Genomic DNA, 24,215 nt, shown 5'->3' on the forward strand with positions numbered 1-24,215 from the left:
TTCGCAGGTCAGAGGATCAAGAAAGGCGCTCCAGGACCATCGCCATGCCCTGGCCGCCGCCGACGCACATCGTCTCGAGGCCGAACTGCTTGTCGTGGTGGCGCAGCGAGTTGATCAGCGTGGAGGTGATCCGCGCGCCGGTCATGCCGAACGGGTGGCCGACGGCGATCGCGCCGCCGTTGACGTTCAGCTTGTCGAGGTCGATCCCGAGGTCCTTGTAGGACGGGATGACCTGCGCGGCGAACGCCTCGTTGATCTCCACGAGGTCGATGTCGCCGATCGACATCCCGGCGCGGGCGAGGGCCTGCTTCGACGCTTCGACCGGGCCGTAGCCCATGATCTCCGGCGACAGCCCGGAAACGCCGGTGGAGACGACGCGGGCGAGCGGCGTCAGCCCCAGTTCGCGAGCCTTGGTGTCGGACATGATGACCACCGCGGCGGCGCCGTCGTTGAGCGCGCAGCAGTTACCCGCGGTGATCCGGCCGTCGGGGCGGAAGACCGGCTTGAGACCGGAGACGCCTTCGAGGGTGACGCCGGCGCGCGGGCCGTCGTCCTTCGAGACCACGGTGCCGTCCGGCAGGGTCACCGGCGTGATGTCGTTCGCCCAGAAGCCGTCCGCGATGGCCTTCTCGGCGAGGTTCTGCGAGCGGACGCCGAACTCGTCCATCTCCTCGCGCGACACGTTCTTCAGCCGCGCCAGGTTCTCGGCGGTCTGGCCCATCGCGATGTAGACGTCGGGCAGGGCGCCGTTCTCGCGCGGGTCGGTCCAGCTGTCGGCGCCCTCGGCCGCCACCTGCGCGGTGCGGGCCTCGGCGTCGGCGAACAGCGGGTTGTGCGTGTTCGGCCAGGAGTCCGAGCTTCCGTTGGCGAAGCGCGAAACCGTCTCGACACCGGCGGAGATGAACACGTCGCCTTCACCGGCCTTGATCGCGTGCAACGCCATGCGGGTGGTCTGGAGGCTGGAGGAGCAGTACCGCGTGATGGTGCAGCCGGGCAGGTGGTCGTAGCCGAGTGCGACGGCGACCGCGCGGCCCATGTTGAAGCCCTGCTCGCCGCCGGGGAGACCACAGCCCAGCATGAGGTCTTCGATCTGCGTCGGGTCGAGTTCGGGGACCTTGTCGAGCGCGGCGCGGACCATCTGCGCGGCGAGGTCGTCCGGACGGATGCTCACCAGCGATCCCTTGCCGGCGCGGCCGATCGGGGATCGGGCGGTGGAGACGATGACGGCTTCGGGCATGGAACGACACTCCCTTGTTTTCGATCCAGACGCGCTAAGCGGTTGCTCACCTCGCATCCTCCACCGGCGGGAGGTGCGGGTCAAAGGCGAACGCGATCCACACCACTCTTTTCCGTGACACATCATCCTCCGGAGTTGAGTGGGCACATCGCGACCTGCGGCGTTTAGGCTGTGGGAGTGGAATACGTCGAGCACATCGTGGACCTCGTGGGCAACACCCCTCTGGTCAAGCTGAACGCACTGGCCGAGGGGCTCCAGCCGCTCATCCTGGCCAAGGTCGAGTACGTCAACCCCGGCGGCAGCGTCAAGGACCGCATCGCGCTGCGGATGATCGAAGCCGCGGAGCGTTCCGGCGAGCTGAAGCCCGGCGGCACCATCGTCGAGCCGACGTCCGGCAACACCGGCGTCGGGCTGGCCATGGTGGCGCAGCGCAAGGGGTACAAGTGCGTGTTCGTCTGCCCGGACAAGGTCAGCGAGGACAAGCGCAACGTGCTCAAGGCCTACGGCGCCCGCGTCGTGGTCTGCCCGACCGCGGTCGCGCCGGAGCACCCGGACTCCTACTACAACGTCTCCGACCGCCTCGTGCGTGAGATCGAGGGCGCCTGGAAGCCGAACCAGTACGCCAACCCGGAGAACCCCGCCAGCCACTACCACTCGACCGGCCCGGAACTCTGGCGCCAGACCGAAGGCAAGATCACGCACTTCGTCGCGGGCGTCGGCACGGGCGGCACGATCTCGGGCACCGGCAAGTACCTCAAGGAGGTCAGCGACGGCCGCGTCCAGGTCATCGGCGCGGACCCCGAGGGTTCGGTGTACTCCGGCGGATCCGGCCGTCCGTACCTGGTCGAAGGCGTCGGCGAGGACTTCTGGCCGGACACCTACGACCGGAACGTCGCCGACCGGATCATCGCGGTGTCCGACGCGGACTCCTTCGACATCACCCGCCGCCTCGCGCTCGAAGAGGGACTGCTGGTCGGCGGTTCGTGCGGTATGGCCGTCGCCGCGGCGCTCAAGCTCGCCGAAGGCCTCGGCCCGGACGACGTCGTCGTCGTGCTCCTGCCCGACGGCGGCCGCGGTTACCTCACCAAGGTGTTCAACGACAGCTGGATGTCCTCCTACGGTTTCCTCCCGCCGGACTCCAGCGGCCGGACCGTCGGCGACGTCCTGACGAAGAAGAGCGGCTCGCTCCCCAGCCTGGTGCACAGCCACCCGAACGAGACCGTCGCCGAAGCGGTGGCGATCCTTTCCGAGTTCGGCGTCAGCCAGATGCCCGTGGTCAGCGCGGAACCGCCGGTCATGGCGGCCGAGGTCGTCGGCGCGGTCAACGAACGCGATCTCCTCGAGGCGCTCTTCACCGGCAAGGCCCAGCTGGCCGACCGGCTCGAGCAGCACATGTCGCCGCCGCTGCCGACCATCGGCGCCGGTGAACAGGTGAGTGTGGCGATGAACGCGCTCTCGGGCGCGGACGGTGCGCTGGTGCTGGTCGACGGCAAGCCGGCGGGGGTCGTCACCCGGCACGACCTGCTCGCGTTTCTCGCGGGACGGTAAAGAGGCATTTCATCGGCTGGTCGGGCCGGGGCGTTACGAGCGGCCCGACCGGCTATCCGATAGCGTGTCCGGTGAGTTGAACTTTTATGTCCTCGTCAAGGGGGTTCAAGACCCAAATGAGTGCTCCGCAGCCACCGAATCAGCCTTGGGGTGGCGCCCAGCCACCGCAGGGACCCCCGAGTGGCCCTCAGCCGCAACAAGACAACCCGTTCGGTTCCCCGGAACCGACCCAGGTGGTGCAGCCCGGCCAGCCCGCTCAGCCCGACTACGGGCAACCGCAGTACGGGCAGCAGCCCTCCTATGAGCAGCAGCCCCATGGCGGCGGGTTCGGCGACACGCCGGAGCCCACGCAGGTCGTGCAGCCGGTCCAGCCGGGTTCTGGCGACGCGAACGCGACCCAGGTCGTGCAGCCGGTGAGCGGCGGCGGGGAAAGCCCCACCGCCGAGTCCACCCAGCTCGTGCCGCCGGGTTCGCAGCCGCCCGCCATCCCGTACGCCCCGCCGCCGAGCGCGGCCGACAACCCGTCCGCCGGTGCCTACGGCGCCCAGGGTGGCGGCTTCGGTCAGCAGCAGGGCTTCGGCGGCCCCCAGCAGGGCGGTTTCGACCCCTCGCAGGGCCAGCAGCAGCCAGGTTTCGGCCAGCCGCAGCAGGGCTTCGGCGGACCGCCGCAGGGCGGCTTCGGCCAGCAGCCCGGTTTCGGCGGACCGCCGCAGGTCTATGGCCCCGCCCCCACGGGCGGTGGCGGCGGGAACTCGATGTTCGGGTTCATCGCCGGCGGTGTCGTGGCGTTGCTCGGCCTGATCGCCTTGATCGTGTCGTTCGTCTACTTCGGTGACGCCAGCGACTATTCGAAGGTCTTCGACGGCGCTCCGAACCAGGAGCAGATCGAAAAGTTCCTGGACGAGGCCGGTGTGGTCGGGCCGGGGGCGACCTGGTTCTACGTGATCATGCTTCTGGTCGGATCGCTCGTCTCGATCGCCGGCGGCGTGGGGCTCGCTCTCGCGGGCAAGCTCCCCGGCACGGTGAAGAAGATCGCGCCGATCATCGTCGCCGTCGGTGGTGCGCTGCTGGTGCTGTTCGGCGTCCTCCTGCTCAGCGGTTCGACCCCGTCGTCGGACTTCCTGGACAAGCTGCCGCCGTCCGCCAGGGAAGGCGCCGGTATCGGCGGTGGCCTGCTGCACCTGCTCCTCGGCATCGTGATCCTGATCGTCGGTGTGCTGGGCCTGATCCCGGCGACCGCGCAGTTCGTGGGTCTCGGTGGCGGCGGTTCGGTGCTGGGCGCTCCGCAGAGCGGCCAGCCCGGCGGTTTCGGCGGTCCGCCGCAAGGTGGCTTCGGCCAGCCGGGCCAGCCTGGTCAGTACGGTCAGCCGCAGGGTGGCTTCGGTCAGCCCGGTCAGCCGCCCTCGGGTGGTTTCCCGCAGCAGGGGCAGCCCGGTGGCTTCGGGCAGCAGCCCGGCCAGCAGGGTCCGCCCAGCGGTGGTTTCGCCCAGCCGGGCCAGCCGCAGGGCGGCTTCGGTCAGCCTCCGCAGCAGCAGGGCGGTTTCGGGCAGCAGCCCGGCCAGCAGGGTCCGCCCGGCGGTGGTTTCGGCCAGCCGGGCCAGCAGCCCGGTCAGCCCCCGCAGCAGTGGTGATTCACCGCCACTGAACGGTTTCGTTCGGAACACCCCCGGCATTCGCCGGGGGTTTTTCCGTTTTCACCGGGGTCTCCCGATTCGCCTGCCGCGGCCAGGCCCAGCGGGCTAGGGTGAGCGCCGTCAACCCATACTTGGCCGACGGGGAGCGACGTGACCGGTCCGTACGGATATCCCGCCCAGCAGCCCGGACCGCCGGCCTTCGGGTATCCCGCACCGCAGGACCGGCCCTCCGGGGCGACGGCGATCATCGCCGCGGTGCTCGGCCTCGTCGGTGCCCTCGCGTCGGGCTTCATCCCGATCCGCTACTTCATCGGGCTCCCGTCGGGGTTCAGCCTCTCGAACCTGCCCGGCTTCGCGCTCGTCGAGCTGGTGCTGTACCTGCTCGCCGCGTTGCTCCTGCTGATGGGCGCGTTGACGACGTTCTTCCGTTCGCTGATCGGCGCCATCCTGCTGATCCTCGGCTCGCTGCTCGCCATCCTGGCCGTCGTGCTGGAACCGATCGCGTTCCGCGTGCCGTACCGGATCCACCTCGACATCCTGTTCCGGTTCTCGACCTTCGACGGCGTCCTCCGCTTGGCCATGGTCATGTTCGGACTGCTCGTGCTCCTGCTGGCGGTGCTCCCGCAGACCTTCCGGTACCTGCGCCGGCGGCCCGCCCCGACGCAGCCGTACCGGCCGCAGAACCAGTCCACCCGGCAGGGCGGATGGTGAGATCCGGCGTAGTCGATGGGCCAGGAATTCGACAGGGGGAGATATGACTTACCAGCAATACCCGCCGCAGGGATACCCGGCACCCGGTGCCTACCCGCCGCCGGGGATGGTGCGGCAGCCGAGCGGCGCGACCGCGATCATCGCCGGGATCCTCGCGATCCTCGGCGGGCTCTGGTTCCTCGCCGGACTGGTGTCCCATGTCATCGAGCTGTCCCACTACTTCATTTCGTTCTTCGTGGTCGGGGCGGTGCTGGACCTGGTCAGCGCGGCTTTGCTCTTGGGCGGCGGGATCATGCTGCTCCTGCGAAAGCGCGCCGGACGGCTGCTCACCGTGATCGGAGCCGCGTCCGCGATCGGGTTCGTGGCGCTGACCTTCCTGCTCCGGGCGTTCGACGCGCATTTCCACTTCTCGTACGGCGGCGTGACCCTGTTCTTCGGTTTCGGCTGGCTCCTCTTCGTGGTCCTCATCCCGGCGATCGCGACCCTCGTGCTGGCGCTGGTCCCGCCGACGGCGCGCTGGCTCGCGGCCAAGCCGGGGGCCGCCGGCGCCGTGCAGCCGCCGAACTTCGGATATCCACCGCCGCAACCCGGATACCCGCCGGCGCCCGGTGGCCGGCAGCAGGGACAGCCGCCCGGTCAGTGGTGAGTTCGCTCCCAGACGATGGGATCCGGCACGGGTGGTCGTACCCTTGACCGTATGGCCGACGACTACTCTCTGCTGGGCTTCGAGACGCGCGCGATCCACGCCGGACAGACCCCTGATCCCCGGACCGGCGCGGTCATCGTGCCGATCTATCAGACCTCGACCTACGCGCAGGACGGTGTCGGCGGCACGCGCGAAGGCGACTACGAGTACTCCCGTACCGCGAACCCCACGCGCACCGCGCTGGAGGTCGCGCTGGCGGCGCTCGAAGGCGCGCGGCACGGTCTGGCTTACGCGTCGGGGATGGCGGCCAGTGACGTTCTGTTGCGGGCGACCCTCCGGCCCGGAGACCACCTCGTGCTCGGCAACGACGCGTACGGCGGCACGTTCCGGCTGATCGACAAGGTGCTCAGCCTGTGGGGTGTGGAGCACACGGTCGCCGACCTGGGGAACATCGACGAGGTCCGCGCGGCGATCCGGCCGGAGACGAAGCTGATCTGGTGCGAGTCGCCGACGAACCCCCTGCTGGGGATCGCCGACATCGCCGCGCTGGCCGAGGTCGCGCACGGCGCCGGCGCTCGCCTGGTCGTCGACAACACCTTCGCCACCCCGTACCTGCAGAACCCGCTTTCGCTGGGCGCCGACGTCGTCCTGCACTCGACGACCAAGTATCTCGGCGGGCACTCCGACGTCGTCGGCGGCGCGATCCTGACGAACGAGGACGAGCTGCGCGAGCAGCTGTTCTACCTGCGCAACGCGGCGGGCGCGGTGCCCGGCCCGTTCGACGCGTGGCTCACCCTGCGCGGCATCAAGACGCTCGCGCTGCGGATGGAGCGGCACAGCGACAACGCCGAACTGATCGCGCGGATGCTGCTGAAGCACCCGAAGGTCGAGCGCGTCTACTACCCGGGCCTGCCGGAGCACCCCGGGCACGAGGTCGCCTCGAAGCAGATGCGGCGCTTCGGCGGGATGATCTCGTTCACCCACATCGACGGCGAGCAGGCCGCGCTCGACGTCGCGTCGAAGACGAAGCTGTTCATCCTCGCCGAGTCGCTGGGCGGGATCGAATCGCTCATCGAGCACCCGGGCCGGATGACCCACGCGAGCACCGCCGGGTCCACCCTGGAGGTGCCGGACAACCTGCTGCGCCTGTCCGTCGGCATCGAGGACGGCAGCGACCTGGTCGACGATCTGGCCAAGGCCCTCGGCTGACCGCCCCGAGCCCAGGGGGAGTGAGCAAGGGACCTTTGCTACCGCTCCCCGGGTTGAGTGTCCCTATTCCCCACACCCTTCACCTCGCGTAGCGACGCTGACCGAGCGTGTGGGTTTTGGGACGTCAGATGTCCCAGAGCCCACACAGTGACCCGAGACCCTGGTCGGGGCCGCCGCGCGCGTGGTAGCAAGGGACCTTTGCTACCGCTCGCTTAGTCAGGCTAAGCAAGTGAGAGCAAAGGTCCCTTGCTCCTGTTCGCGCTGGTCAGCGCGGCGTGGTGGGAGGAAGAACCCGGTTACGGGCGGAAGTTGCTGGGGGTGACGCCGCTCTTCGCGTCGGCCTCGTGCGAAGTCCCCTTCGGCACGGCGGGCAGTTCCGAGCCGTCGACGCAGCCGCCGACGAGTTCGATGTGGTTGTCGTGCCGGATGTACTGGCCCGGATCCACGCAACCGGCGCGGTCGACCGTGTAGACGGCGGCGCCGGTCAGCAGCGCGGCCGAGGTGAGGGCCAGCACGACCGGGAGCATCCCGGCGGAACGGGTCGCCCGGACCCTGCCGATGTTCCCCCGTGCCATATGTGCTCCCTGGTCGCCTTCGCCGCCGTCGTCAAGAGTACCCGGACCGTGAACTTGTCACGTGACGTATCCGTCAGGTGGCATCATCCGGCCGCGGATCACCCGCGAATCATTCGGTCCTAAGTGGACGGTTGGCCGGTGATCGCGGCGACCGCGAGTTCGCGTTCGGGCTCCCCGACCTCGGGCAGGGTGAACCGCAGCGCCCGGATGTGACCGAGCAGTTCGGGATCGGGCGCCACGTCGTGCTCACGCAGGTAGTAGGCGACCGCGCCCGGCCAGTACCACCGGCCGTCCGTGCGGAAGTTCAACGGCACCAACGGTTCCCTGTCGGGATCGAAGGCGTCGGCGTCGTAGGTCCGAGACGCGAGTACGACCGGGGCACCGTCGAGGTACTCCAGCACGCGGTCCCGCTCGGCCGGGGAAAGCGGCTCGCGGTTCACCATCGGGCGCCCGGACTCGTCGAGGCCGTCGTGGACCCGCGGTACCTTCAGCGCCTCCGGGGTCTCGGCGAGCGGAGTCGCCACCGAAGGCTCGGCCGCCGGTGCGGTGTCGAGCCCGGCGCGCTGCCGCAGCCACGGCGGGACGCTCTGCTCGGCGCGCGGGAAGAAACGCAGTTCGTCCTGGAAGCCGATGGGAGGCGGGGCCTGCCGCCATGGCGGCTCCACGTCCACGAGGAAATCCGTGCTGAGCACGGTCGCGGAACCGTAGACCAGGATCGCGCTCAGCCAGGTCCCGCGGCCGGGCTGGTACATCCCCGCCCGCAGGTTCCCGAGCAACTGCACGGCTTCCGGGCTCGGCTGTGCCGGTCGCGGCAGACCGTCCTGACCGGTGACGAGCAGGTCGACCTCGACATGCCTGCCCGCCGCCCGGAACTCGACGCGCATCTGCTGCCAGCCCGGCGGCAGCGGCGTCGCGAGGGCATGGCCGATCTGCCAGACGAGCTGCTGTTGCTGCTGCTGGTTCAAGGGCGCCGGTGGCTGGGTCATCTTCCCTCTTTCAGGCTTCCGATCGCCGGTCAGGAGCCGTCGCCGGATTCGCCGGCCCGCAACCGCAGCCAGTCCGGGATGTTCTCGGCCGCGCGCGGGAAGCGTCGAAGTTCATCCGAGAAGGCTTCGGCGGGCGGCGGGTTCCGGAACTCCGGCTCCGCCGTTCCGTTGAAGTTGACCCTGAACGAACCCGGATGACGCATTTCGAACACGGCGCCCAGCCAGGTGCCCCCGACGGGGTTCGCGGCTCCCGCCCGCAGCTCGGCGAACAGGTCCGAGATGACCTCCGGCGGGGTCCACGGCGTGAGGGTTTCCGCCACCGAATGCACGATGGCGGCCGTTTCCCGGTATTCGCCGATGGCGTTGTACTTGATCTGGACGTAGTCCCAGCCAGGAGGAAGCAGGAACTTCAGCTGATCGGCGATCTCGGTCAGGATCCGCTCCTGGTCGACGTCACCGAACTTGGCCGGAATCGTCACGCCTGCTCAGCTCCTTCCTGCTGAGCTTCGAGCCGTGCCCGGTACCAGGCCGGAATGTTCTCCTCGTCGCGCGGGAACGCCTCGAGGTCGCGTTGGTAGACCACCGCCGGGACAGGAGGATCCCACCGCGGATCGAAGGTGAAGTTGTAGTGAACGGCGAACGAACCAGGAGGGTCGAGGATGAGCCGCATGGCCAACCAGGTGCCCTTCCCCGGTTCGTAAAGGGCCTGACGCGATTCCTGGAGGGCCGCCTGGATGTCGGGCGGCTGCATCTGCGCGCTGCTTCCGTCCTCCATGATCACGGTGATCGCCAGCTCCTCGACCATCGTGGCCATGGTGGCTTTGAGATCGATCCGCCGCCAGCCCGCCGGCGCCTCCCGCAGCACGGCCGCGCCGATCTGCTGGACCAGCTGATCGGCCCGCTCCTGATCAGACATTTGCCGGGGGCTCTGGCCGGAGGGGGGTGTGGGGGGCGACGGGGGCGGGGTTGGGGACATTCACGAAGCTCCTGAAGTTGTAGGTGCGGGTTCCGTCCGGTGCGATTCTCTCGGACATGGTGTGCCACCGGTCCGGGGTCTCCCTGACGGACGGTTTCTCGAGCCAGGTCCGCACTCTGCCGTGGTCTCCACCGCGGGCTTCGGCCGTCCGGCGGTCGGTCTCCGAGTACGCCCAGTTGTGCTCGTCGCTCCCGCTGGTGTGGTTGTTCTGCGGATGCGCCTGAGGGGCGCCGGCGATACGGCCGCCACCCGCGCCGGAGGCGTGGTCCCCGGTGTGGCCGCCCCGCGCGGGCAGGCCGGTGTCCGCGACGCCGATCGCGCCGATTCGGGTCATGACGTTCGTGTTCCCGCGCGGTCCCGCCTTGGTGGAGTAGTCGGGCTCGAACGAGACCGGGCTGTTGCCGTACTGGTCGGCGTGGTAGTTGAAGTCGCCGATCTTGTACTTGACACCCTTGAGCGGAAGGCCGTCGGGCCTGCCCGCCTGCGCGTCGTGCATCGTCTGCTTGTCACCGGTCTCGGGGTTGATCCAGCGGTTCTTGGGATCGTCCGGCCGGGTCTCGATATGAGTGAAGCGCGGCGGCACTTCGTTGTTGGTGTAGAAGGTCCCGTGCAGGACCTTGTTGCCGTTGGCGTCGGTCGCGTACACCTTGTACGCGGTGTCGGGAGTGAGTTCCGACCGGGGCTTGTTGCTGAACGGGCCGTCGCCATTCGCACTGGGGTCCCAGTTCGGCACGGTTTCCGGCCTGGCGTTGGCGGGGGGATCGAAGTCGTCCAGGTCCAGCTGCGGTTTGCTGGTGCCGTCGGTACCGAACTCGAACCTGCCCTCGCCGGTGTGCACCCGGTAGTCGACGTCGGGGAGGAGGCGGTCCGTGTCCGGGTTCGCCAGTGAGTTGGACGGATCGGACCCGATCCTGGTGTTCGGGACGTCGGCGTCGATATGCGTGATCTTGGGCGGCACGGAGTCGTCGGTGTAGATGGTCGACCGCCGGCCGGAGCTGTCGGTGACCTCGTACTTCGTGTTCGGGTCCAGGGGCCTCGGGTTGTTGGGATCGTAGAACCGCTCGCCCGGCTGCAAGGTGACGTCCCGGCGAGGCGGGGTGTAGTCCGGCTCCTGCCAGCCGCCCTCGATCTCGTGCTGTGAAGGGAAGTCCCGGCCGCGATCGCGGGCGCTGTCGGCGTCCACGTCCTGCTTGTCCGCGTGCGACGTGTCCGGAGTGAAGCCGTCGTCGCTCGCCCGGCGGGCGGTGCCGTCGGGGCTGTGGACGTCCCATTCGCCGTTCGGCGGGATCTTGGGCCGGGGGCGGCCGTCGGGGCCGATCTCGTAGTCGGACGAGAAGACACGCCCGTTCGAATCGGTCCACGCCGGCTTGCTCGGCGCCATCACCTCGGTGTCGAGTTCCCGCGACAGACGGCGCGCGAAATCGTTCGAGCCGGCGTCGCAGCCGATCAAGCGGATCGGGCGGCCGTCGTAATCTCCGTTGCGCCGCAGGATGTCCGCGAACTCTTCCGGGGTGTAGGTGCGGTTGCCGATCCGGGCGTGCCCGTCCGGCGTGACGTGCACGTCGACGGTGTAGCGGCCGTCCGGATCCGGCTGGACCCGGTGCGGCAGGTCGCCCATGTCCGAGTCGCCGCGGTGGTACGAGCTGCCCGCGGGAGTGCTCTCGGAATGCCGTTGGTTGACCTCGTCCGGCGTCAGCGGACGATCCGGCTCGCCGTCGGGCCCGCGGTCGTGCGGTGTGCCGTCGGGGTGACCGTTCGGATCCTGGCGCGGTCCGTGCCCGCCGGGGTCGTGACCGTCCGGCGAAGGCGGAGGCCCGGAGTGGCCACCGGGGCCGCGGCCGCCCGGACCGGTGTTGCCGGGACCCGTGCCGCCGGGCCGGTTGCCCGGGCCGTGCGTGCTCGGTGAGCCGGTGTGCGGCTGGGCGCCGGGGCCGAAGTCGTTGCCCCGGGCGACCGGCTGCGGCTGGTTCGGCCGTCCGCCGGGACCGGTCTGGCCGGGACCGGTGTGGGTGTCGGGAGTGCGCGGAGCGTTCGTGTCCGGGGTGCGTGGCGAACCGGGCGTTCCCGTCCAACCGCCGCCCTGCGGCCTGCCGCCGGGCGAACCCGGGGTGCCGCCGGGCGTGCCCCCCGGAGCGCCTTGGGGTGGCATGCCTCCGGCGACCGGCTGGCTCTGCGGCGGAACGCCGTGCGAAGTGTCGCCACCGGGACCGCCGCGCTGCGAAGGCATGGGTGACGGGCCGGCGTCGCCGAGGCGCGGTGCTGTCGGCGCGGTACCGCTGGTCGTCGTTCCGCTGTCGGTCGGCCGGGTGAGGCTGCCGCCGTCGTTGCCGCCGTGGTGGCCGGGCGACGGGTCGGACCGAGGGGTGGGCGAGCCGCCGCCGTCACCGCCGTGGGTCCGGGGTGAGCCGCCGCCGTCGCCGGCATGGCTGGGTGAGCCGCCCGTGTCGGTGCGGGTGTGTGGTGTGGGGGAGCCGCCGTCGGGGGTGTTGTTCGGGGAGCCCCCGCTGTCCGCCCGCGTGTGCGGGGTCGGGGAACCGCCTGTGTCGGCGCGCGTTTGCGGGGTCGGGGAGCCACCGTCAGGTGTGTGGCTGGGTGATCCGCCGGTGTCGGTGCGGGTGTGTGGTGTGGGGGAGCCGCCGTCGGGAGTGTTACCGGGGGAGCCGCCGCTGTCCGCCCGCGTGTGCGGAGCGGGCGAACCGCCGGTGTCCGTGCGGTTCGGGCTGGGCGAGCCGCCATCGGACGTGCGGTTCGGGGTGGCGGAATCTCCGGGAGAGCCACCGTCGGACCGGGTTTGCGGCGTCGCCGTGTCGGAGCGGGCGGTGCCGGGGGAACCATCACCACCGGCGGAGTTTCCGTCCGAAGTGGACGGTCCGTCACCGGTGCGGTTGGGAGAACCGCTGTCGGAGCGGGTGGACGAGCCGCCACCGTCACCACCGCGAGTGGTGTTCGACGGGGTGTCTCCGCTGGACCCGCCGTTCGGGCCGCCGGTGGTGTCGCCGGAGTTGCCCCCGGGGTTGTCGTTGGGGCCGCTGTTGGTGTCGCCGGAGTTGCCCCCGGAGTTGTCGCCGTTGGAGCCGCTGCCGGAACCGTCGCCGCTGCCGGAACCCGAACCGTCGCCGTCCGGGCCGTCGCCTGAGCCCGAGCCGCCACCGCCGGTCCCGCCGGATCCGCCACCGCTGCCGCCGCGCTGGATGAATCCGCCCGGTTTGATGTTCTTGGTGTTGATGACGTCGAGGCCGGTGACCTTGCCCGCGATCTTGCCGAAGATCTTGATGATCTTCTCGAAGACGTCGGCCAGCTTGCCCAGCAGCGGCGAGACCCGCCGCATCGCGTCGCAGAGTTCCTTGAGCTTGTCGGCGATCTTCGCGGCCCACTTGGCGATCGCGGTGACGGCCTGCGCGACCACGATGGGGGTGCCGAAGCCGAGGGAGAACACCGTCTCCAGGACCCACGCGATGAGCTTGCCGACCGCGTCCGCGATCAGCTGGCGGATGAACTCGCGGACGAACGCGACGATCTCGCCGAAGATCATCACGACGGTGCTGATCCCGCCGGCGACCGTCGCCGCACCGCTGATCGCCTCCGCCTGCTCCGCGGCCTGCTTGCGGTACTGGTCGGCCGCGTCGCCCGTCCAGCCGGACGTGCCGTTCTTGACCGCGTTCGAGAATTCGACCTGGGTGTCTTCCAGTTTCTTGGCGACGTTGCCCCAGGTTTCGGAGTACGACTGGATGACCGGCGGATCACCGGCGACGGCGTCCAGCATGTCCTTCAGCGGCTGCATGTGTTCCATCAGGAACGACGCGACCGACGACATCAGGTAGCCGAACGGGTCGATCGCCGCGCTGGCCATCTCGCCGGCGAGGCTCAGCACGCCGAGCCCGCCACCGATCCAGTCACCGTTCGAGATGCCGTTGAAGGCGTCCATGGCCGACTCGGCGACGCCGATGCCCGCCGCGTAGCCGTACTCGCTGTTCCCCGCCGTCAGCGGCCCGGGGCCGTCGCCGTCGGTCGGTGCCTTCGCGACGAGCGGGTTTCCCTCGGGCATCAGTCAGGCACCTGCACGTTCTTGAATTCGGCGGCGAAGTTCTCATCCTGCGTCTGGTAGGCGTTCGACGCGGACCGCACGTTGTTCGCCACCGCCGTCGCGGCCTCGACGGCCTTGTTCAGCGCGTTGATGCCGAACTCCTCGACCGGGTCGAGCATCATCCGGAACGGCTGGCAGATGATGCCGTACGCGTCGGTCGGCATGCTCACCTGCTGCGCGGCGTCGACCGCCGTGCGCAGGCCGTCGGCGATGCCGTCGATCTGCTTGGCGTGCGCGTCGAGGTCGGCGCCGAGCTCATAACCCTTGCCTGCCATGGTTTCTCCCCTCTACCAGGCCGGATGGACGTCTACGAAAGGATGCTGCCGCCGAACTCGTCGTCATCGTCGTCCTGCGTGCGGCGGCGGCGCGGGATCGGCTTCGGCTGAGGCGGATTCTGGGGCGGATTCTGGGGCGGGTTCGCCTGCGCGGGCGGCGGCGGGGGCTCTTCTTCCTCCGGGCCGAAGCGGTGGTGCCGCTCGGGTTGCGGCGGTGTGAGGTCGTCCTCCGGCGGGGCTTCCGGGAAGGTGCTCTGCGCCTCCGCGATCACCCGGTTCGCCGTCTCGTCGGTGGTTCCGACCGTCTCGGCCATCGCCGCCTGCAGCAGTTCCGGGATCCGGGACTGCGCGAGCTGGACGAGGCGCGTGACCTGCGACGACACCTCCGCCATCCGTTTACCGCTCGCGGCTTCGGAAATGACCAGGTTCGTGAGCAGGCCCTTCGAGTCGATCGTGACCTCGATGGTGTTGTCCTTCGACCGCTCGGTCACGGTCTGGCCCTGCATGCGGGCGGCCATCGCCTGATAGCGCGCGGCGGTCTCCTGGATCTGCTTCGTCCAGTTGTCCACCATTCGTTCGCTGGCGTCGACGTTGTCCGGCATCGGGACCCTTCCAAAAGCTGCGTGCTGACGTCTTCACACTGACGGACCGAAGGAGGCTTCGGTTCCGGAGTGCTCGAAGTTTAGTTCCCGTCCGGTGTACCACCCCGCGCCGACAAAGTCGGCCCCGTCACGCAGCGAAAGGGCCCCTCACCGCACCAAGTGCGATGAAGAGCCCTTTCACGCCCTGCGAACTGCCGGGGTCAGAGGTTGCCGCGGCGCTCCTGCTCACGCTCGATGGCCTCGAACAGGGCCTTGAAGTTGCCCTTGCCGAAGCCGAGCGAACCGTGCCGCTCGATGAGCTCGTAGAACACCGTCGGGCGGTCGCCGATCGGCTTGGTGAAGATCTGCAGCAGATAGCCGTCCTCGTCGCGGTCGACCAGGATGCGGTGCTCCTTGAGCTTCTCGATCGGCACCCGGACCTCGCCGATCCGCGCGCGCAGCTCCGGGTCGTCGTAGTACGAGTCCGGGGTGTCGAGGAACTCGACGCCCGCGGCGCGCATCGCCTTCACCGTCGCGACGATGTCGTTGGTGGCCAGCGCGATGTGCTGGCAGCCCGCGCCGCCGTAGAACTCGAGGTACTCGTCGATCTGCGACTTCTTCTTCGCGATCGCCGGCTCGTTGAGCGGGAACTTGACGCGGTGGTTGCCGTTGGAGACCACCTTGCTCATCAGCGCCGAGTACTCGGTCGCGATGTCGTCGCCGACGAACTCCGCCATGTTCACGAAGCCCATGACGCGGTGGTACCAGTCGACCCAGTAGTCCATCTTGCCGAGTTCGACGTTGCCGACGCAGTGGTCGACGGCCTGGAACAGCCGCTTCGGCGCGCCTTCCGGGCGGACGATGCCGCTCTCGCGAGGCTCGTAACCGGGCAGGTAGACGCCGGTGTACTTCGACCGGTCGATCAGCGTGTGGCGGGTCTCGCCGTAGGTCGCGATCGCGGCGATGCGCACGGTGCCGTGCTCGTCGGAGACGTCGTGCGGCTCCTCGAGGACGGTCGCGCCCTGCGAACGGGCGTGCTCGATGCACCGGTCGACGTCGGCGACCTCGAGCGCGAGGTCGATGACGCCGTCGCCGTGGCGGCGGTGGTGGTCGAGCAGCGGGGAGTCGGGCTTGACGCCGCCGGTGATCACGAAGCGGGCCGAGCCCGACTTCAGCACGAACGACTTGCGCTCGAAGTTCCCGGTCTCGGGGCCGGAGTACGCGATGAGCCGCATGCCGAAAGCGACCTGGTAGAACCACGCGGTCTGCGTGGCGTTGCCCGCGATGAACACCACCGCGTCCATCGACTTCACCGGGAAGGGGTCGGTCGAAGAGTCGTGGTCGACGAGGCCGACGAGCTGACGCAGCTGGTCGTAGCTCACGTCGTCAAGAGCACCCTGGGGTTCCACTGTGTGCGTCATGCCTTGAAGCATCCGAGCGCGTGACAAAATGCGCAACGGTCAAAGATTTCACTGCGCACTATGCCCACTGGAGATTTGGGTGACGCAGTCAAAGTGGACAACCTGTGTAGGAGGTAGGTCCGATGTCGGAAGCCCTTGACGCGCTCGACGCGCGGCTGCTGCTGTTGCTCACCGACTCGCCCCGGCTCGGCGTGCTCGAATGCGCCCGCCGTCTCGGCGTCGCGCGGGGCACCGTGCAGGCCAGGCTGGACCGGCTGACCGAACGCGGGATCCTCGGCGGGTTCCCGCCCGAACTCGACCTCGCGGCGATGGGGTACGGCCTCACCGCGTTCGCCGTCCTGGAGATCGCGCAGGGCCGCCGGGCCGAGGTCGCGGAGGCCCTGTCCGCGATCGACGAGGTGTGCGAGGTCTACGCGACGACCGGTCAGGGCGACCTTTTCGTGCGGATGGTGGCGCGCAACAACGACGACCTGCAGCGCGTGGTGGACGAGGTGGTCGGCGCGCCGTACGTGCGGCGGACGTCGACGTCGATCGCGTTGTCGACGCCGGTTCCGCCGCGCGTACGGCCGCTGCTGGAACGGCTGGCGAGAAGCTAGCCCACGGTGACGGATCGGGACGCGCTGCGGCGGGCTGGTCACCCAAAGGACACAGATCGCGGCTGGGTGGCCGATCCGGCAGGACCGCGTTGCGAAAGCCACTTTCACAACCATCAACGTTGCGAAAGTGGCTTTCGCAACGTTGAACCTTTCGGCGCCCCGTCAAGGGGAGCCACCTGGATCACGAAGCCGTGAAGCTAGCCGACCTGGCCGAGGTACCGCTTCGCCGACCGCTGGACGGCCTCGTGCCCGTCGGTGCGGATGATGGCGTCCCACCAGGCGCCGTAGATCGCCTCGAACGCGTACGGTTCGAGCATCTCGGCGGCGCGGCGGACGACCTCGGGACGTTCCGGGATCAGGTTCGGGTAGCTGTACATCATGCCGACGAAGCGGCGGTCCGGGATGACCTGCAGGATGTCGCCCGAGAGCACCGCGCCGCGGCCGTTCTCGCCGTCCGGCCAGTGCAGCACGGTCCCGCCGGCGAAATGCACGCCGAGGTTGATCAGCCGCAGGTCGGGGGCGACGTCGAGGGTCGCGCCGCTCCACAGTTTGATCGCCGGGTCCGGCCTGCCGATCCACTGCTGGTCGCCCTCGTGCAGGTAGACGGGCACGTCGAAGGCGTGGGCCCACTCGACCATGGTGGTGTAGTAGTGCGGGTGGCTGATCGCGATGCCGGTGATCCCGCCGAGTTCGCGGACCTTCGCGACCAGATCGTCGTCGAGGTAGCCCGCGCAGTCCCACAGGAAGTTGCCGGATCCGGCCTTGACCAGCAGTGCCCGCTCGCCGATGGCGAAGTTGGGAGTGGATCCGACCCCGATGAGGCGGGGTCCCTGCTCCTCGATGCGAGCCGTGTACGTTCCGCTCGCGCGGACGGTGTCCAAATCGGTCCACCGCTGACCGGCCTGCGGGACGTACTGACGTTCGTCCTCGCAGATCGGGCAGTCGGACCTGGGTTCCGCGTACTGCATACCGCAGGCGACGCAGATCGGTAGCTCGCTCATGATTCCCTCCAGAATTCTCCGGAGGTCACGCTAACGGCTGATATGCGCGCCCGGCCATATCGGGCCGGGCGCACAGTGTTCCTTCTCGCGCGCTGACGAAAACTCGCCGAAGAGGCGCCGGTTCGCAGGCAACTCAGGCTGCGTGCGGAGGGCGCCCCTTCATCGAGCTTCCGGGGCCTTCGGCCGCAAAGCGGCGCGCGGAGTGGCTCACTTGCCGGTGTACGGCACGGCCTTCACGAGCGTCACCTTCTGGATGCTGCCGTTGGGCAGCTCGTACTCGCGGGTCTCGCCCTCTTTGGCGCCGAGCAGCGCCTTGCCGAGGGGGGACTCCGGCGAGTAGACGTCCAGGTCGCCCTCGGTGCCCTCTTCACGGGTCGCCAAGAGGAAGTTCTCGTTTTCGTCGTCACCGTCGTAACGCACGGTGAGGACCTTGCCCGGTCCCGCGCTGCCGTCGTTGGCGGGCGGCTCGCCCACCTTGGCCGAACGGAGGAGCTCCTGGAGGTGGCGGATGCGGGCCTCGTGCTGGCCCTGCTCTTCGCGGGCGGCGTGGTAACCGCCGTTCTCCTTGAGGTCGCCCTCTTCCCGGCTGTCGTTGATCTTCGCAGCGATGACCGGGCGGAGCTCGATGTAATGGTCGAGTTCCTGCTTGAGCCTGTCGTAGGCATCCTGGGTCAGCCAGGTCACCTTTGTGTCGCTCACGGTCACCATCTCCTAGTAGGGCCTGCCAGGCTTGGGTGTACAAGCCGGCCACCGGACCGGCATGGCGCGCCGGCCCGGCTGAGATAAAGGAAAAACACGGCCCGTCTTGGGCCGTGCCGGTAGATCAGAGTAACACGGCGCGAGGCATCGCCGCCGGTGGAATTCGGTCGCGCCTCGGCGTTGGGCGCCCGTTTCACCCCGTTGGCCGCTATGGCCTTGACAGGTACCGTGGTACGTCGTATGAGCACCCGAAGATATCAGCCGTGACCGGCCTTCCGATGCTCTTGATGGTCGTCGTCACCCTGCTGTTCTTCGAACCGGGCTGAATCAGGACCTCTTTACGGCCGCTTTCGGCCCCCGCCTTGTCGCGGACGCGGACGACGCAGACGCCCGGACGGTTCACATCGTCCCTGGTCACGTTGATGGTGATCTCCATCGCGTCGCCCGGCTTCTCGTCGAACGAGACGCGTTCGCCCTCGATGGGCGCGCTGCCGAAGTTCGTGTACGCGACATAGGCGATTCCGCCGCTGACCAGCAGCGCGACCAGGCCGAACACCAGGCGCCGCCAGCGGGCGGGCTTGGCGGCGCGGGTCTTGCCGTAGCGGTCCTCGGGCAAGTCCGTCCGGGTGCTTTCCGCGCTGGGAGCGTCCTGTCCCGTGCTCAACCCGGGCCTCCCGGTAGGTCTCGTCGTGCTCGCAGGGACAATGGGGTCGTATGCGAGTGGTTCCCCTCGAGTATCCGCGCCCGGCCGGGCGGGCCGTCAGGCAGGGTCGCAGGGGAATAGGGAACGAGAAGGGGACGTTCGGAGCATGGTGTCAGCCAATGAACCGCCGAAGTCACGCCTCCGCCTGATGGCGGTGCACGCGCACCCCGACGACGAGTCGAGCAAGGGTGCCGCCACCATGGCCAGGTACGCCGCCGAAGGGCACGAGGTCATGGTCGTGACCTGTACCGGCGGCGAAGCGGGCAGTGTGCTGAACCCGGCCATGGACCGACCCGAAGTACTGACCAACATGACCGAGATCCGCCGGGAGGAGATGGCCCGCGCGGCCAAGATCCTCGGCGTGAGCCACGTCTGGCTCGGGTTCCTCGACTCGGGCCTGCCCGAGGGCGACCCGCTGCCCCCGGTCCCGGAGGGCTCGTTCGCGGTCATCCCGCTCGAAGAGTCCACTGGTGCGCTGGTGAAGGTCATCCGCGAGTTCCGCCCGCACGTGATCGTCACCTACGACGAGAACGGCGGGTATCCGCACCCCGACCACATCCGCACGCACGAGATCTCGGTCGCGGCCTTCGACGCCGCGGGCGAGGAGGAGCGCTACCCGGAAGCGGGCGAGCCGTGGCAGCCGATGAAGCTGTACTACGTGCACGGGTTCTCGCGCGCCAGGATGACGGTGTTCCACGAGGCCCTGCTCGCGCGCGGCCTGGAGTCGCCGTACGAGGAGTGGCTCAAGTCGTGGGACCCGGAGAAGGCCGACGTCATGGAGCGGGTGACCACCCGCGTCGAATGCGGCGACTACTTCGAGCAGCGTGACGAGGCCTTGAAGGCGCACGCCACCCAGATCGACCCGAACAGCCGCTGGTTCGCCGTCCCGCGTGACCTGCAGCGCGAGGTCTGGCCGACCGAGGAGTACGAGCTGGTCCGCTCACTGGTGGACAGCACCCTGCCGGAGGACGATCTGTTCGCCGGCTTGAAGGAGGGCCAATGAGTTTCGTGGTGCCGGCGTTCGCCGTCGTTCCGGTGACGGTGTCGTCGCAGTTCCTGGCGCAGCAGCCCGGAAACGGCGACAACGGCGGCCAAGGTGAGGACTTCGGCAAGTCGTCGCCGGTGGGTTTCCTGATCCTGATCCTGTTCTTGATCGCCGTCGCGCTGCTGGTGCGGTCGATGACCAAGCACCTGAAGCGGCTGCCGGAGAGCTTCGACGAGCCAGCCGCTGCTTCTCCGGAGGAGGCTCCCGAAGCCCCGAAGGCTGACACCGAGCAGGTCGCCAAGACGGAGAAACCGGCCGCCAAGTCCGACTGAACGCTGCAATGAAGGGGCCTTTCATAGCAAAATTTGCTATGAAAGGCCCCTTCATTGCACGCCCGAAGCGCGTCAGAGGCGCGGGTCGACCGGATCCGACTCCAGCGCCAGCACGGCGAACACGCACTCGTGCACCCGCCACAGCGGCTCCCCGCGCGCCAGCCGCTCCAGCGCCTCCAGCCCCAGCGCGTACTCGCGTGACGCCAGCGCCCGCTTCCGGTTGAGACCCCGCTTCCGAAGGCGCGAGAGATTTTCCGGCAGTGTGTAATCCGGCCCGTAGATGATCCGCAGGTACTCGCGCCCGCGCACCTTCACTCCCGGCTGCACCGGTCCGCGCGCGCCTCGCGTCAGGTTCGCCGCCGGTTTGACGACCATGCCCTCGCCGCCGGCGCCGGTCAGGTCCAGCCACCAGTCGACGCCGCGCGCCACCGACGCCGGGTCGGTGGTGTCGACGGCCAGCGTCCGCGTGCGCGTGAACAGGTCGCCGGTGAGCCGGTCCAGCAGCGAAAGGTGCCACTCGTGCGCCCGGTCGTGGTACGCGTATCCCTCCGACGCCAGGATCTGGAACGGCGCCAGCCGGACGCCGTCGAGGCCGTCGGTCGGCCAGCAGTAACGCCGGTACGCCTGCCGGTAGGCGTCCACAGTGGACTCGCGAGTCCGGGTGCGGGACAAGAGCTCCGAAACGTCGACCCCGCGAGCGGCGGCCGCGTCCAGTGAAGCGACGGCGGCGGGCAGCACCGCTTGGGCAGCCGCGCCCACGGCCGCGTACTGACCCGAGATCAGCGAACCCGCTTTCGCGCTCCACGGCAGCAATTCCGTATCGAGCAGCAACCAGCCGGTGTCCAGTTCCTCGAACAGTTCCGACGCCGCTTCCCGTACGCCGGCGAGCAGCCGCGCGTTCTGGTCCGGTGTGAAGAACGGCCGCCCGGTGCGGGTGTACACCGCGCCCGGACCCTGGATCCCGAACCGTGCGGGCGCCACTTCCTCGTCACGGCACACGAGCACGACGGCACGCGAGCCCATGTGCTTCTCCTCGCACAGGACGTGGTCGACACCCGCCGCGCGGAACTCCGCGAAAGCCTCCTCGGGATGTTCGAGGTAGCCGTCCGCGGCGGAGGTCGAACACGGCGCCATGGTCGGCGGCAGGTACGGCAGCCAGCGCGGGTCGACGGCGAAGCGGCTCATCACCTCGAGCGCCGCCGCCGACTGTTCGGCGGAGACCCCGACCCGGCCGTGGTGCCGCGTCTCGATGATCCGCTTCCCGGTGACGTCGCCCAGTTCCAGCACCGCCGGTTCTCGACCGCCCAGCGGCCGTGCCGGTTCGAGCGGGCGTGACGGCTCGTACCAGACCTTCTTCGCCTTCACCGACACGACTTCCCGCTCCGGGTAACGCAAAGCGGTCAGCTTGCCACCGAAGACGCAGCCCGTGTCGAGACACATGGTCCCGTTGATCCACTCCGGTTCCAGCGTCGGCGTGTGTCCATAGAGGACCATCGCCTTGCCGCGGTAGTCGCGCGCCCACGGCAGCCGCACCGGCAGGCCGTATTCGTCGGTCTCGCCGGTGGTGTCACCGTAGAGGGCGGTGCTCCGGACCCGGCCGGACGCGCGCCCGTGGAACTTCTCGGGCAGACCGGCGTGCGCGACGACGAGGTCGCCGCCGTCGAGGACGTAGTGCGCGATGAGCCCTTCGCAGAAGGCGTGCGCCTTCGCGCGGAAGTCCTCGTCCTGCGCGGAAAGCTGTTCCAGCGACTCCGCGAGACCGTGCGTCGTCTTGACGTTGCGCCCGTTCAGCGCGCGGACCAGTTTCTGCTCGTGGTTCCCGCAGACGACCAGCGCGCTGCCCGCCTCGGCCATCGCCATCACCCGGCGAAGCACGCCCGGCGTGTCGGGGCCGCGGTCGACGAGGTCGCCGACGAACACCGCGGTCCGGCCCTGCGGGTGCACGCCGTCGACGTAACCCAGTTCGGTGAGCAGTTCGTCCAGTTCCTCCCGGCAGCCGTGGACGTCACCGATCACGTCGAACGGTCCGGTCAGTTCGCGGCGGTCGTTGCGCAGCGGCTCGACGACGATCTCCGCTTCGGCGACCTCGGCTTCACTCCGCAATACGTGCACGCGACGGAAACCCTCGCGCTCCAACGACTTCAGCGAACGGTGGAGTTCGCCGCGCTGTCGCCGCACGACGTGCTCGCCGAAGTCGCGATCGGGGCGGGACGCGTTGCGTTCCTGGCAGACCTTCACGGGCAGATCCAGCACGATCGCCGTCGGAAGGACGTCGTGCTCCTTCGCCAGCTTCAGCAGGCTCGCCCGGGACGCCCGTTGGACGTTCGTCGCGTCGATCACCGTGATCCGGCCCGCTTCGAGCCGCTTCGCCGCGACGTAGTGGAGCACGTCGAAAGCGGCGGCCGAGGCGCTCTGGTCGTTCTCGTCGTCGGCCACCAGGCCGCGGAAGTAGTCGCTGGAGAGCACCTGCGTCGGCGCGAAATGCGTCCGCGCGAAGGTCGACTTGCCGGAGCCGGAGGCCCCGACGAGCACGACGAGGGACATGTCGGGAATGGTCAGTTTCATGCCACGGCCTCCTTTCGAGACGTGAAGACCGCCATTTGGGTCGGCGGTCCTGATTCCTGGGACTCCTGTCCCACCGGCAGATGGCGGACGTCGTAACCGTGTCGTGCCGCGACGCCGTCGGCCCACGAGCGGAACTGCTCGCGTGTCCATTCGAAACGGTGGTCGGCGTGCCGGAACCGGCCTTCCCCGAGGAATTCGAAGTGCCGGTTGTACTCGGCGTTCAGCGTCGTGACGAGCACGGTCCGCGGTGCGGCGACACCGAACACGGCGTGCTCCAGCGCGGGCAGGCGCTCCTCGTCGACGTGCTCGATCACCTCCATCAGCACGGCCGCGTCGTATCCGGCCAGCGACGGGTCCGCGTAGGTCAGCGCGGACTGCCGCAGCGTGATCCGTGACCCGCTCGAGGGACTCTTTCCCGCCGAGAGCGCATCGGACCGAGTCTTCAGCCGCTTTTCGGCGATGTCGAGCGCGCTCGCGGACACGTCGACACCGACGATCTCGGTGAACGACGGCTCCTTCTGGAGCACGCGCAGCAGCGCGCCGCCGCCGCAGCCGAGGTCGAGCACGCGCCGCGCGCCCGCCGCCCGGAGCGCCGCGAGCACACTGCCCTGACGCTGGACAGCCAGCGGTTCGGGCCGGTCCGGCAGCTCGGTGACCCGGGCTTCGGCCTCGGCGGGCACGTCGTCCGCTTCGGCCAGCCGGGCGAGCGCGTACGAGACGATCGGGCGGCGTCGTTCGAGATACCGGTTGGTGATCAGGTCGCGTTCCGGGTGGTCCGCGAGCCAGCCCTCACCGGCGCGCAGCAACTTGTCGGCCTCGTCCTGGCCGATCCAGTAGTGCTTGTCGCCGTCGAGAGCGGGCAGCAGAACGTACAGGTGCCGCAACGCGTCGACGACCCGCTGGATCCCGGTCAGCCGGAGATCGACGTAGCGCGAATCGCCCCATTGCGGGAATTCGGGATCGACCGGGATGGCCTTCGTTTCCACTTGCCAGCCGAGGGGTTCGAACAGTGTGTGGACGACCTGCGCGCCGCCGCGCGCGGTCAGCGACGGGACGCGGATCTCCAGCGGGAGCCGCTCGTCGACCAGCTCCGGCCGGTTCGCGCACCGGCCCGCCAGCGCCGTGGTGAAGACAGCCCGCAGCGCCACCGCCAGATACGAGCCGCCCGCGTACGGCCGGTCGTTGACGTACTGGGTCAGCGACGTGCCTCCACCGCGCACGAGTTCGACCGGGTCGATCTCGACCAGCAGCGCGACGGTGCAGCGCTCGTCGGACGCCTCGGGGTAGAAGACGTGGGCCGACCCGGCCGAGAGCGTGAAGGATTGCGCCTTCTCCGGATGCTTGTGCAGGAGAAAGCCGAGGTCGGTGGCCGGATTCCGGGTGGTCGTCATGGTCAGGAGCACCGGAAGAGTGTCGCGCAGACGGCCGTTCTGCGCGCCCGCTTTTCCGCG

General features: G+C 69.2%; 22 protein-coding genes. 8 read left to right on the plus strand and 14 right to left on the minus strand.

Features of this window, described 5'->3' with window-relative positions; all coding sequences use genetic code 11:
* Nucleotides 1–16: 16 nt before the first annotated feature.
* Nucleotides 17–1,237 (minus strand): acetyl-CoA C-acetyltransferase, encoded by a 1,221-nt coding sequence (locus tag ACLJQ7_RS13545; RefSeq protein ID WP_410648528.1) that lies wholly within the window; start codon nucleotides 1,235–1,237, stop codon nucleotides 17–19.
* A gap of 177 nt (nucleotides 1,238–1,414) precedes the next feature.
* Between ACLJQ7_RS13545 and ACLJQ7_RS13550 the strand changes: the two genes are divergently transcribed.
* From ACLJQ7_RS13550 to ACLJQ7_RS13570, 5 genes are all read left to right on the plus strand, one after another.
* Nucleotides 1,415–2,785, plus strand: coding sequence for a cystathionine beta-synthase (locus ACLJQ7_RS13550; protein ID WP_410648529.1), 1,371 nt, complete (start codon nucleotides 1,415–1,417; stop codon nucleotides 2,783–2,785).
* Between the two features lie 233 nt (nucleotides 2,786–3,018).
* Nucleotides 3,019–4,416, plus strand: a complete 1,398-nt coding sequence (locus tag ACLJQ7_RS13555) for a hypothetical protein (RefSeq protein ID WP_410648530.1) — start codon at nucleotides 3,019–3,021, stop codon at nucleotides 4,414–4,416.
* Between the two features lie 153 nt (nucleotides 4,417–4,569).
* Nucleotides 4,570–5,130, plus strand: coding sequence for a hypothetical protein (locus ACLJQ7_RS13560; RefSeq protein ID WP_410648531.1), 561 nt, complete (start codon nucleotides 4,570–4,572; stop codon nucleotides 5,128–5,130).
* 43 nt (nucleotides 5,131–5,173) lie between these two features.
* On the plus strand, nucleotides 5,174–5,776 hold the full coding sequence (locus ACLJQ7_RS13565; RefSeq protein WP_410648532.1) for a hypothetical protein: 603 nt from the start codon (nucleotides 5,174–5,176) through the stop codon (nucleotides 5,774–5,776).
* A gap of 51 nt (nucleotides 5,777–5,827) precedes the next feature.
* Nucleotides 5,828–6,985 carry a cystathionine gamma-synthase gene (locus ACLJQ7_RS13570; protein ID WP_410648533.1) on the plus strand — a complete coding sequence of 386 codons (1,158 nt, stop codon included), beginning with the start codon at nucleotides 5,828–5,830 and terminating at the stop codon, nucleotides 6,983–6,985.
* A 296-nt stretch (nucleotides 6,986–7,281) separates the two neighbouring features.
* On the opposite strand, the gene ACLJQ7_RS13575 is transcribed toward ACLJQ7_RS13570, so the two are convergent.
* The 8 genes from ACLJQ7_RS13575 to hppD all read right to left on the minus strand — a co-directional run bounded on the left by ACLJQ7_RS13575 (nucleotide 7,282) and on the right by hppD (nucleotide 15,883).
* Nucleotides 7,282–7,560: a hypothetical protein gene (locus ACLJQ7_RS13575; RefSeq protein ID WP_410648534.1), complete on the minus strand. Its 279-nt coding sequence runs from the start codon at nucleotides 7,558–7,560 to the stop codon at nucleotides 7,282–7,284.
* A 119-nt stretch (nucleotides 7,561–7,679) separates the two neighbouring features.
* Nucleotides 7,680–8,546, minus strand: a complete 867-nt coding sequence (locus ACLJQ7_RS13580) for a ferredoxin (RefSeq protein ID WP_410648535.1) — start codon at nucleotides 8,544–8,546, stop codon at nucleotides 7,680–7,682.
* A 29-nt stretch (nucleotides 8,547–8,575) separates the two neighbouring features.
* Nucleotides 8,576–9,025, minus strand: a complete 450-nt coding sequence (locus tag ACLJQ7_RS13585; protein ID WP_410648536.1) for a hypothetical protein — start codon at nucleotides 9,023–9,025, stop codon at nucleotides 8,576–8,578.
* Nucleotides 9,022–9,462: a hypothetical protein gene (locus ACLJQ7_RS13590; protein ID WP_410648537.1), complete on the minus strand. Its 441-nt coding sequence runs from the start codon at nucleotides 9,460–9,462 to the stop codon at nucleotides 9,022–9,024. The genes ACLJQ7_RS13585 and ACLJQ7_RS13590 overlap by 4 nt, the downstream gene beginning before the upstream one ends.
* Nucleotides 9,455–13,567 (minus strand): hypothetical protein, encoded by a 4,113-nt coding sequence (locus ACLJQ7_RS13595; protein WP_410648538.1) that lies wholly within the window; start codon nucleotides 13,565–13,567, stop codon nucleotides 9,455–9,457. Before ACLJQ7_RS13595 ends, ACLJQ7_RS13590 begins: the two co-directional genes overlap by 8 nt.
* Nucleotides 13,567–13,881 carry a type VII secretion target gene (locus ACLJQ7_RS13600; RefSeq protein WP_219148401.1) on the minus strand — a complete coding sequence of 105 codons (315 nt, stop codon included), beginning with the start codon at nucleotides 13,879–13,881 and terminating at the stop codon, nucleotides 13,567–13,569. The genes ACLJQ7_RS13595 and ACLJQ7_RS13600 overlap by 1 nt, the downstream gene beginning before the upstream one ends.
* Before the next feature lie 32 nt (nucleotides 13,882–13,913).
* Nucleotides 13,914–14,483 carry a YbaB/EbfC family nucleoid-associated protein gene (locus tag ACLJQ7_RS13605; protein ID WP_410648539.1) on the minus strand — a complete coding sequence of 190 codons (570 nt, stop codon included), beginning with the start codon at nucleotides 14,481–14,483 and terminating at the stop codon, nucleotides 13,914–13,916.
* Nucleotides 14,484–14,683: 200 nt separating this feature from the next.
* Nucleotides 14,684–15,883, minus strand: a complete 1,200-nt coding sequence (hppD, locus tag ACLJQ7_RS13610; RefSeq protein ID WP_410648540.1) for a 4-hydroxyphenylpyruvate dioxygenase — start codon at nucleotides 15,881–15,883, stop codon at nucleotides 14,684–14,686.
* 122 nt (nucleotides 15,884–16,005) lie between these two features.
* Between hppD and ACLJQ7_RS13615 the strand changes: the two genes are divergently transcribed.
* Entirely contained in the window at nucleotides 16,006–16,479 is a 474-nt protein-coding gene (locus ACLJQ7_RS13615) for an Lrp/AsnC family transcriptional regulator (RefSeq protein WP_034305441.1), read from the plus strand.
* A 197-nt stretch (nucleotides 16,480–16,676) separates the two neighbouring features.
* Here ACLJQ7_RS13615 and ACLJQ7_RS13620 read toward each other — a convergent pair whose 3' ends face one another.
* The 3 genes from ACLJQ7_RS13620 to ACLJQ7_RS13630 all read right to left on the minus strand — a co-directional run bounded on the left by ACLJQ7_RS13620 (nucleotide 16,677) and on the right by ACLJQ7_RS13630 (nucleotide 18,843).
* Nucleotides 16,677–17,480: an MBL fold metallo-hydrolase gene (locus ACLJQ7_RS13620; RefSeq protein WP_410648541.1), complete on the minus strand. Its 804-nt coding sequence runs from the start codon at nucleotides 17,478–17,480 to the stop codon at nucleotides 16,677–16,679.
* A 207-nt stretch (nucleotides 17,481–17,687) separates the two neighbouring features.
* A complete protein-coding gene (gene greA / locus ACLJQ7_RS13625) occupies nucleotides 17,688–18,188 on the minus strand; it encodes a transcription elongation factor GreA (protein WP_039921462.1) in 501 nt (166 codons plus the stop codon).
* Between the two features lie 199 nt (nucleotides 18,189–18,387).
* Complete coding sequence (locus ACLJQ7_RS13630; RefSeq protein WP_410648542.1) at nucleotides 18,388–18,843, minus strand: DUF4307 domain-containing protein; 456 nt, start codon at nucleotides 18,841–18,843, stop codon at nucleotides 18,388–18,390.
* Nucleotides 18,844–18,988: 145 nt separating this feature from the next.
* Between ACLJQ7_RS13630 and mca the strand changes: the two genes are divergently transcribed.
* Nucleotides 18,989–19,885 (plus strand): mycothiol conjugate amidase Mca, encoded by an 897-nt coding sequence (mca, locus tag ACLJQ7_RS13635; protein WP_410648543.1) that lies wholly within the window; start codon nucleotides 18,989–18,991, stop codon nucleotides 19,883–19,885.
* Nucleotides 19,882–20,199, plus strand: coding sequence for a hypothetical protein (locus tag ACLJQ7_RS13640; protein ID WP_410648544.1), 318 nt, complete (start codon nucleotides 19,882–19,884; stop codon nucleotides 20,197–20,199). Before mca ends, ACLJQ7_RS13640 begins: the two co-directional genes overlap by 4 nt.
* Before the next feature lie 72 nt (nucleotides 20,200–20,271).
* On the opposite strand, the gene ACLJQ7_RS13645 is transcribed toward ACLJQ7_RS13640, so the two are convergent.
* Both ACLJQ7_RS13645 and ACLJQ7_RS13650 read right to left on the minus strand, forming a co-directional pair.
* Nucleotides 20,272–22,764 carry a polynucleotide kinase-phosphatase gene (locus ACLJQ7_RS13645; RefSeq protein WP_410648545.1) on the minus strand — a complete coding sequence of 831 codons (2,493 nt, stop codon included), beginning with the start codon at nucleotides 22,762–22,764 and terminating at the stop codon, nucleotides 20,272–20,274.
* Complete coding sequence (locus ACLJQ7_RS13650; protein ID WP_410648546.1) at nucleotides 22,761–24,167, minus strand: 3' terminal RNA ribose 2'-O-methyltransferase Hen1; 1,407 nt, start codon at nucleotides 24,165–24,167, stop codon at nucleotides 22,761–22,763. Before ACLJQ7_RS13650 ends, ACLJQ7_RS13645 begins: the two co-directional genes overlap by 4 nt.
* Between the last annotated feature and the right edge of the window lie 48 nt (nucleotides 24,168–24,215).

This window comes from Amycolatopsis sp. cmx-4-54, from assembly GCF_046548895.1.
GTDB lineage: Bacteria > Actinomycetota > Actinomycetes > Mycobacteriales > Pseudonocardiaceae > Amycolatopsis.

What these genes read in the sequence shown, in the direction of transcription:
- ACLJQ7_RS13575 (WP_410648534.1), bottom strand. Translation starts at nt 7,560, where the DNA reads ATGGCACGGGGGAACATCGGCAGGGTCCGGGCGACCCGTTCCGCCGGG.
- ACLJQ7_RS13640 (WP_410648544.1), top strand. Translation starts at nt 19,882, where the DNA reads ATGAGTTTCGTGGTGCCGGCGTTCGCCGTCGTTCCGGTGACGGTGTCG.
- ACLJQ7_RS13590 (WP_410648537.1), bottom strand. Translation starts at nt 9,462, where the DNA reads ATGTCTGATCAGGAGCGGGCCGATCAGCTGGTCCAGCAGATCGGCGCG.
- ACLJQ7_RS13545 (WP_410648528.1), bottom strand. Translation starts at nt 1,237, where the DNA reads ATGCCCGAAGCCGTCATCGTCTCCACCGCCCGATCCCCGATCGGCCGC.
- greA (WP_039921462.1), bottom strand. Translation starts at nt 18,188, where the DNA reads ATGGTGACCGTGAGCGACACAAAGGTGACCTGGCTGACCCAGGATGCC.
- ACLJQ7_RS13570 (WP_410648533.1), top strand. Translation starts at nt 5,828, where the DNA reads ATGGCCGACGACTACTCTCTGCTGGGCTTCGAGACGCGCGCGATCCAC.
- ACLJQ7_RS13605 (WP_410648539.1), bottom strand. Translation starts at nt 14,483, where the DNA reads ATGCCGGACAACGTCGACGCCAGCGAACGAATGGTGGACAACTGGACG.
- ACLJQ7_RS13615 (WP_034305441.1), top strand. Translation starts at nt 16,006, where the DNA reads ATGTCGGAAGCCCTTGACGCGCTCGACGCGCGGCTGCTGCTGTTGCTC.
- ACLJQ7_RS13620 (WP_410648541.1), bottom strand. Translation starts at nt 17,480, where the DNA reads ATGAGCGAGCTACCGATCTGCGTCGCCTGCGGTATGCAGTACGCGGAA.
- ACLJQ7_RS13600 (WP_219148401.1), bottom strand. Translation starts at nt 13,881, where the DNA reads ATGGCAGGCAAGGGTTATGAGCTCGGCGCCGACCTCGACGCGCACGCC.
- ACLJQ7_RS13645 (WP_410648545.1), bottom strand. Translation starts at nt 22,764, where the DNA reads ATGAAACTGACCATTCCCGACATGTCCCTCGTCGTGCTCGTCGGGGCC.
- mca (WP_410648543.1), top strand. Translation starts at nt 18,989, where the DNA reads ATGGTGTCAGCCAATGAACCGCCGAAGTCACGCCTCCGCCTGATGGCG.
- ACLJQ7_RS13580 (WP_410648535.1), bottom strand. Translation starts at nt 8,546, where the DNA reads ATGACCCAGCCACCGGCGCCCTTGAACCAGCAGCAGCAACAGCAGCTC.
- ACLJQ7_RS13565 (WP_410648532.1), top strand. Translation starts at nt 5,174, where the DNA reads ATGACTTACCAGCAATACCCGCCGCAGGGATACCCGGCACCCGGTGCC.
- ACLJQ7_RS13595 (WP_410648538.1), bottom strand. Translation starts at nt 13,567, where the DNA reads ATGCCCGAGGGAAACCCGCTCGTCGCGAAGGCACCGACCGACGGCGAC.
- hppD (WP_410648540.1), bottom strand. Translation starts at nt 15,883, where the DNA reads ATGACGCACACAGTGGAACCCCAGGGTGCTCTTGACGACGTGAGCTAC.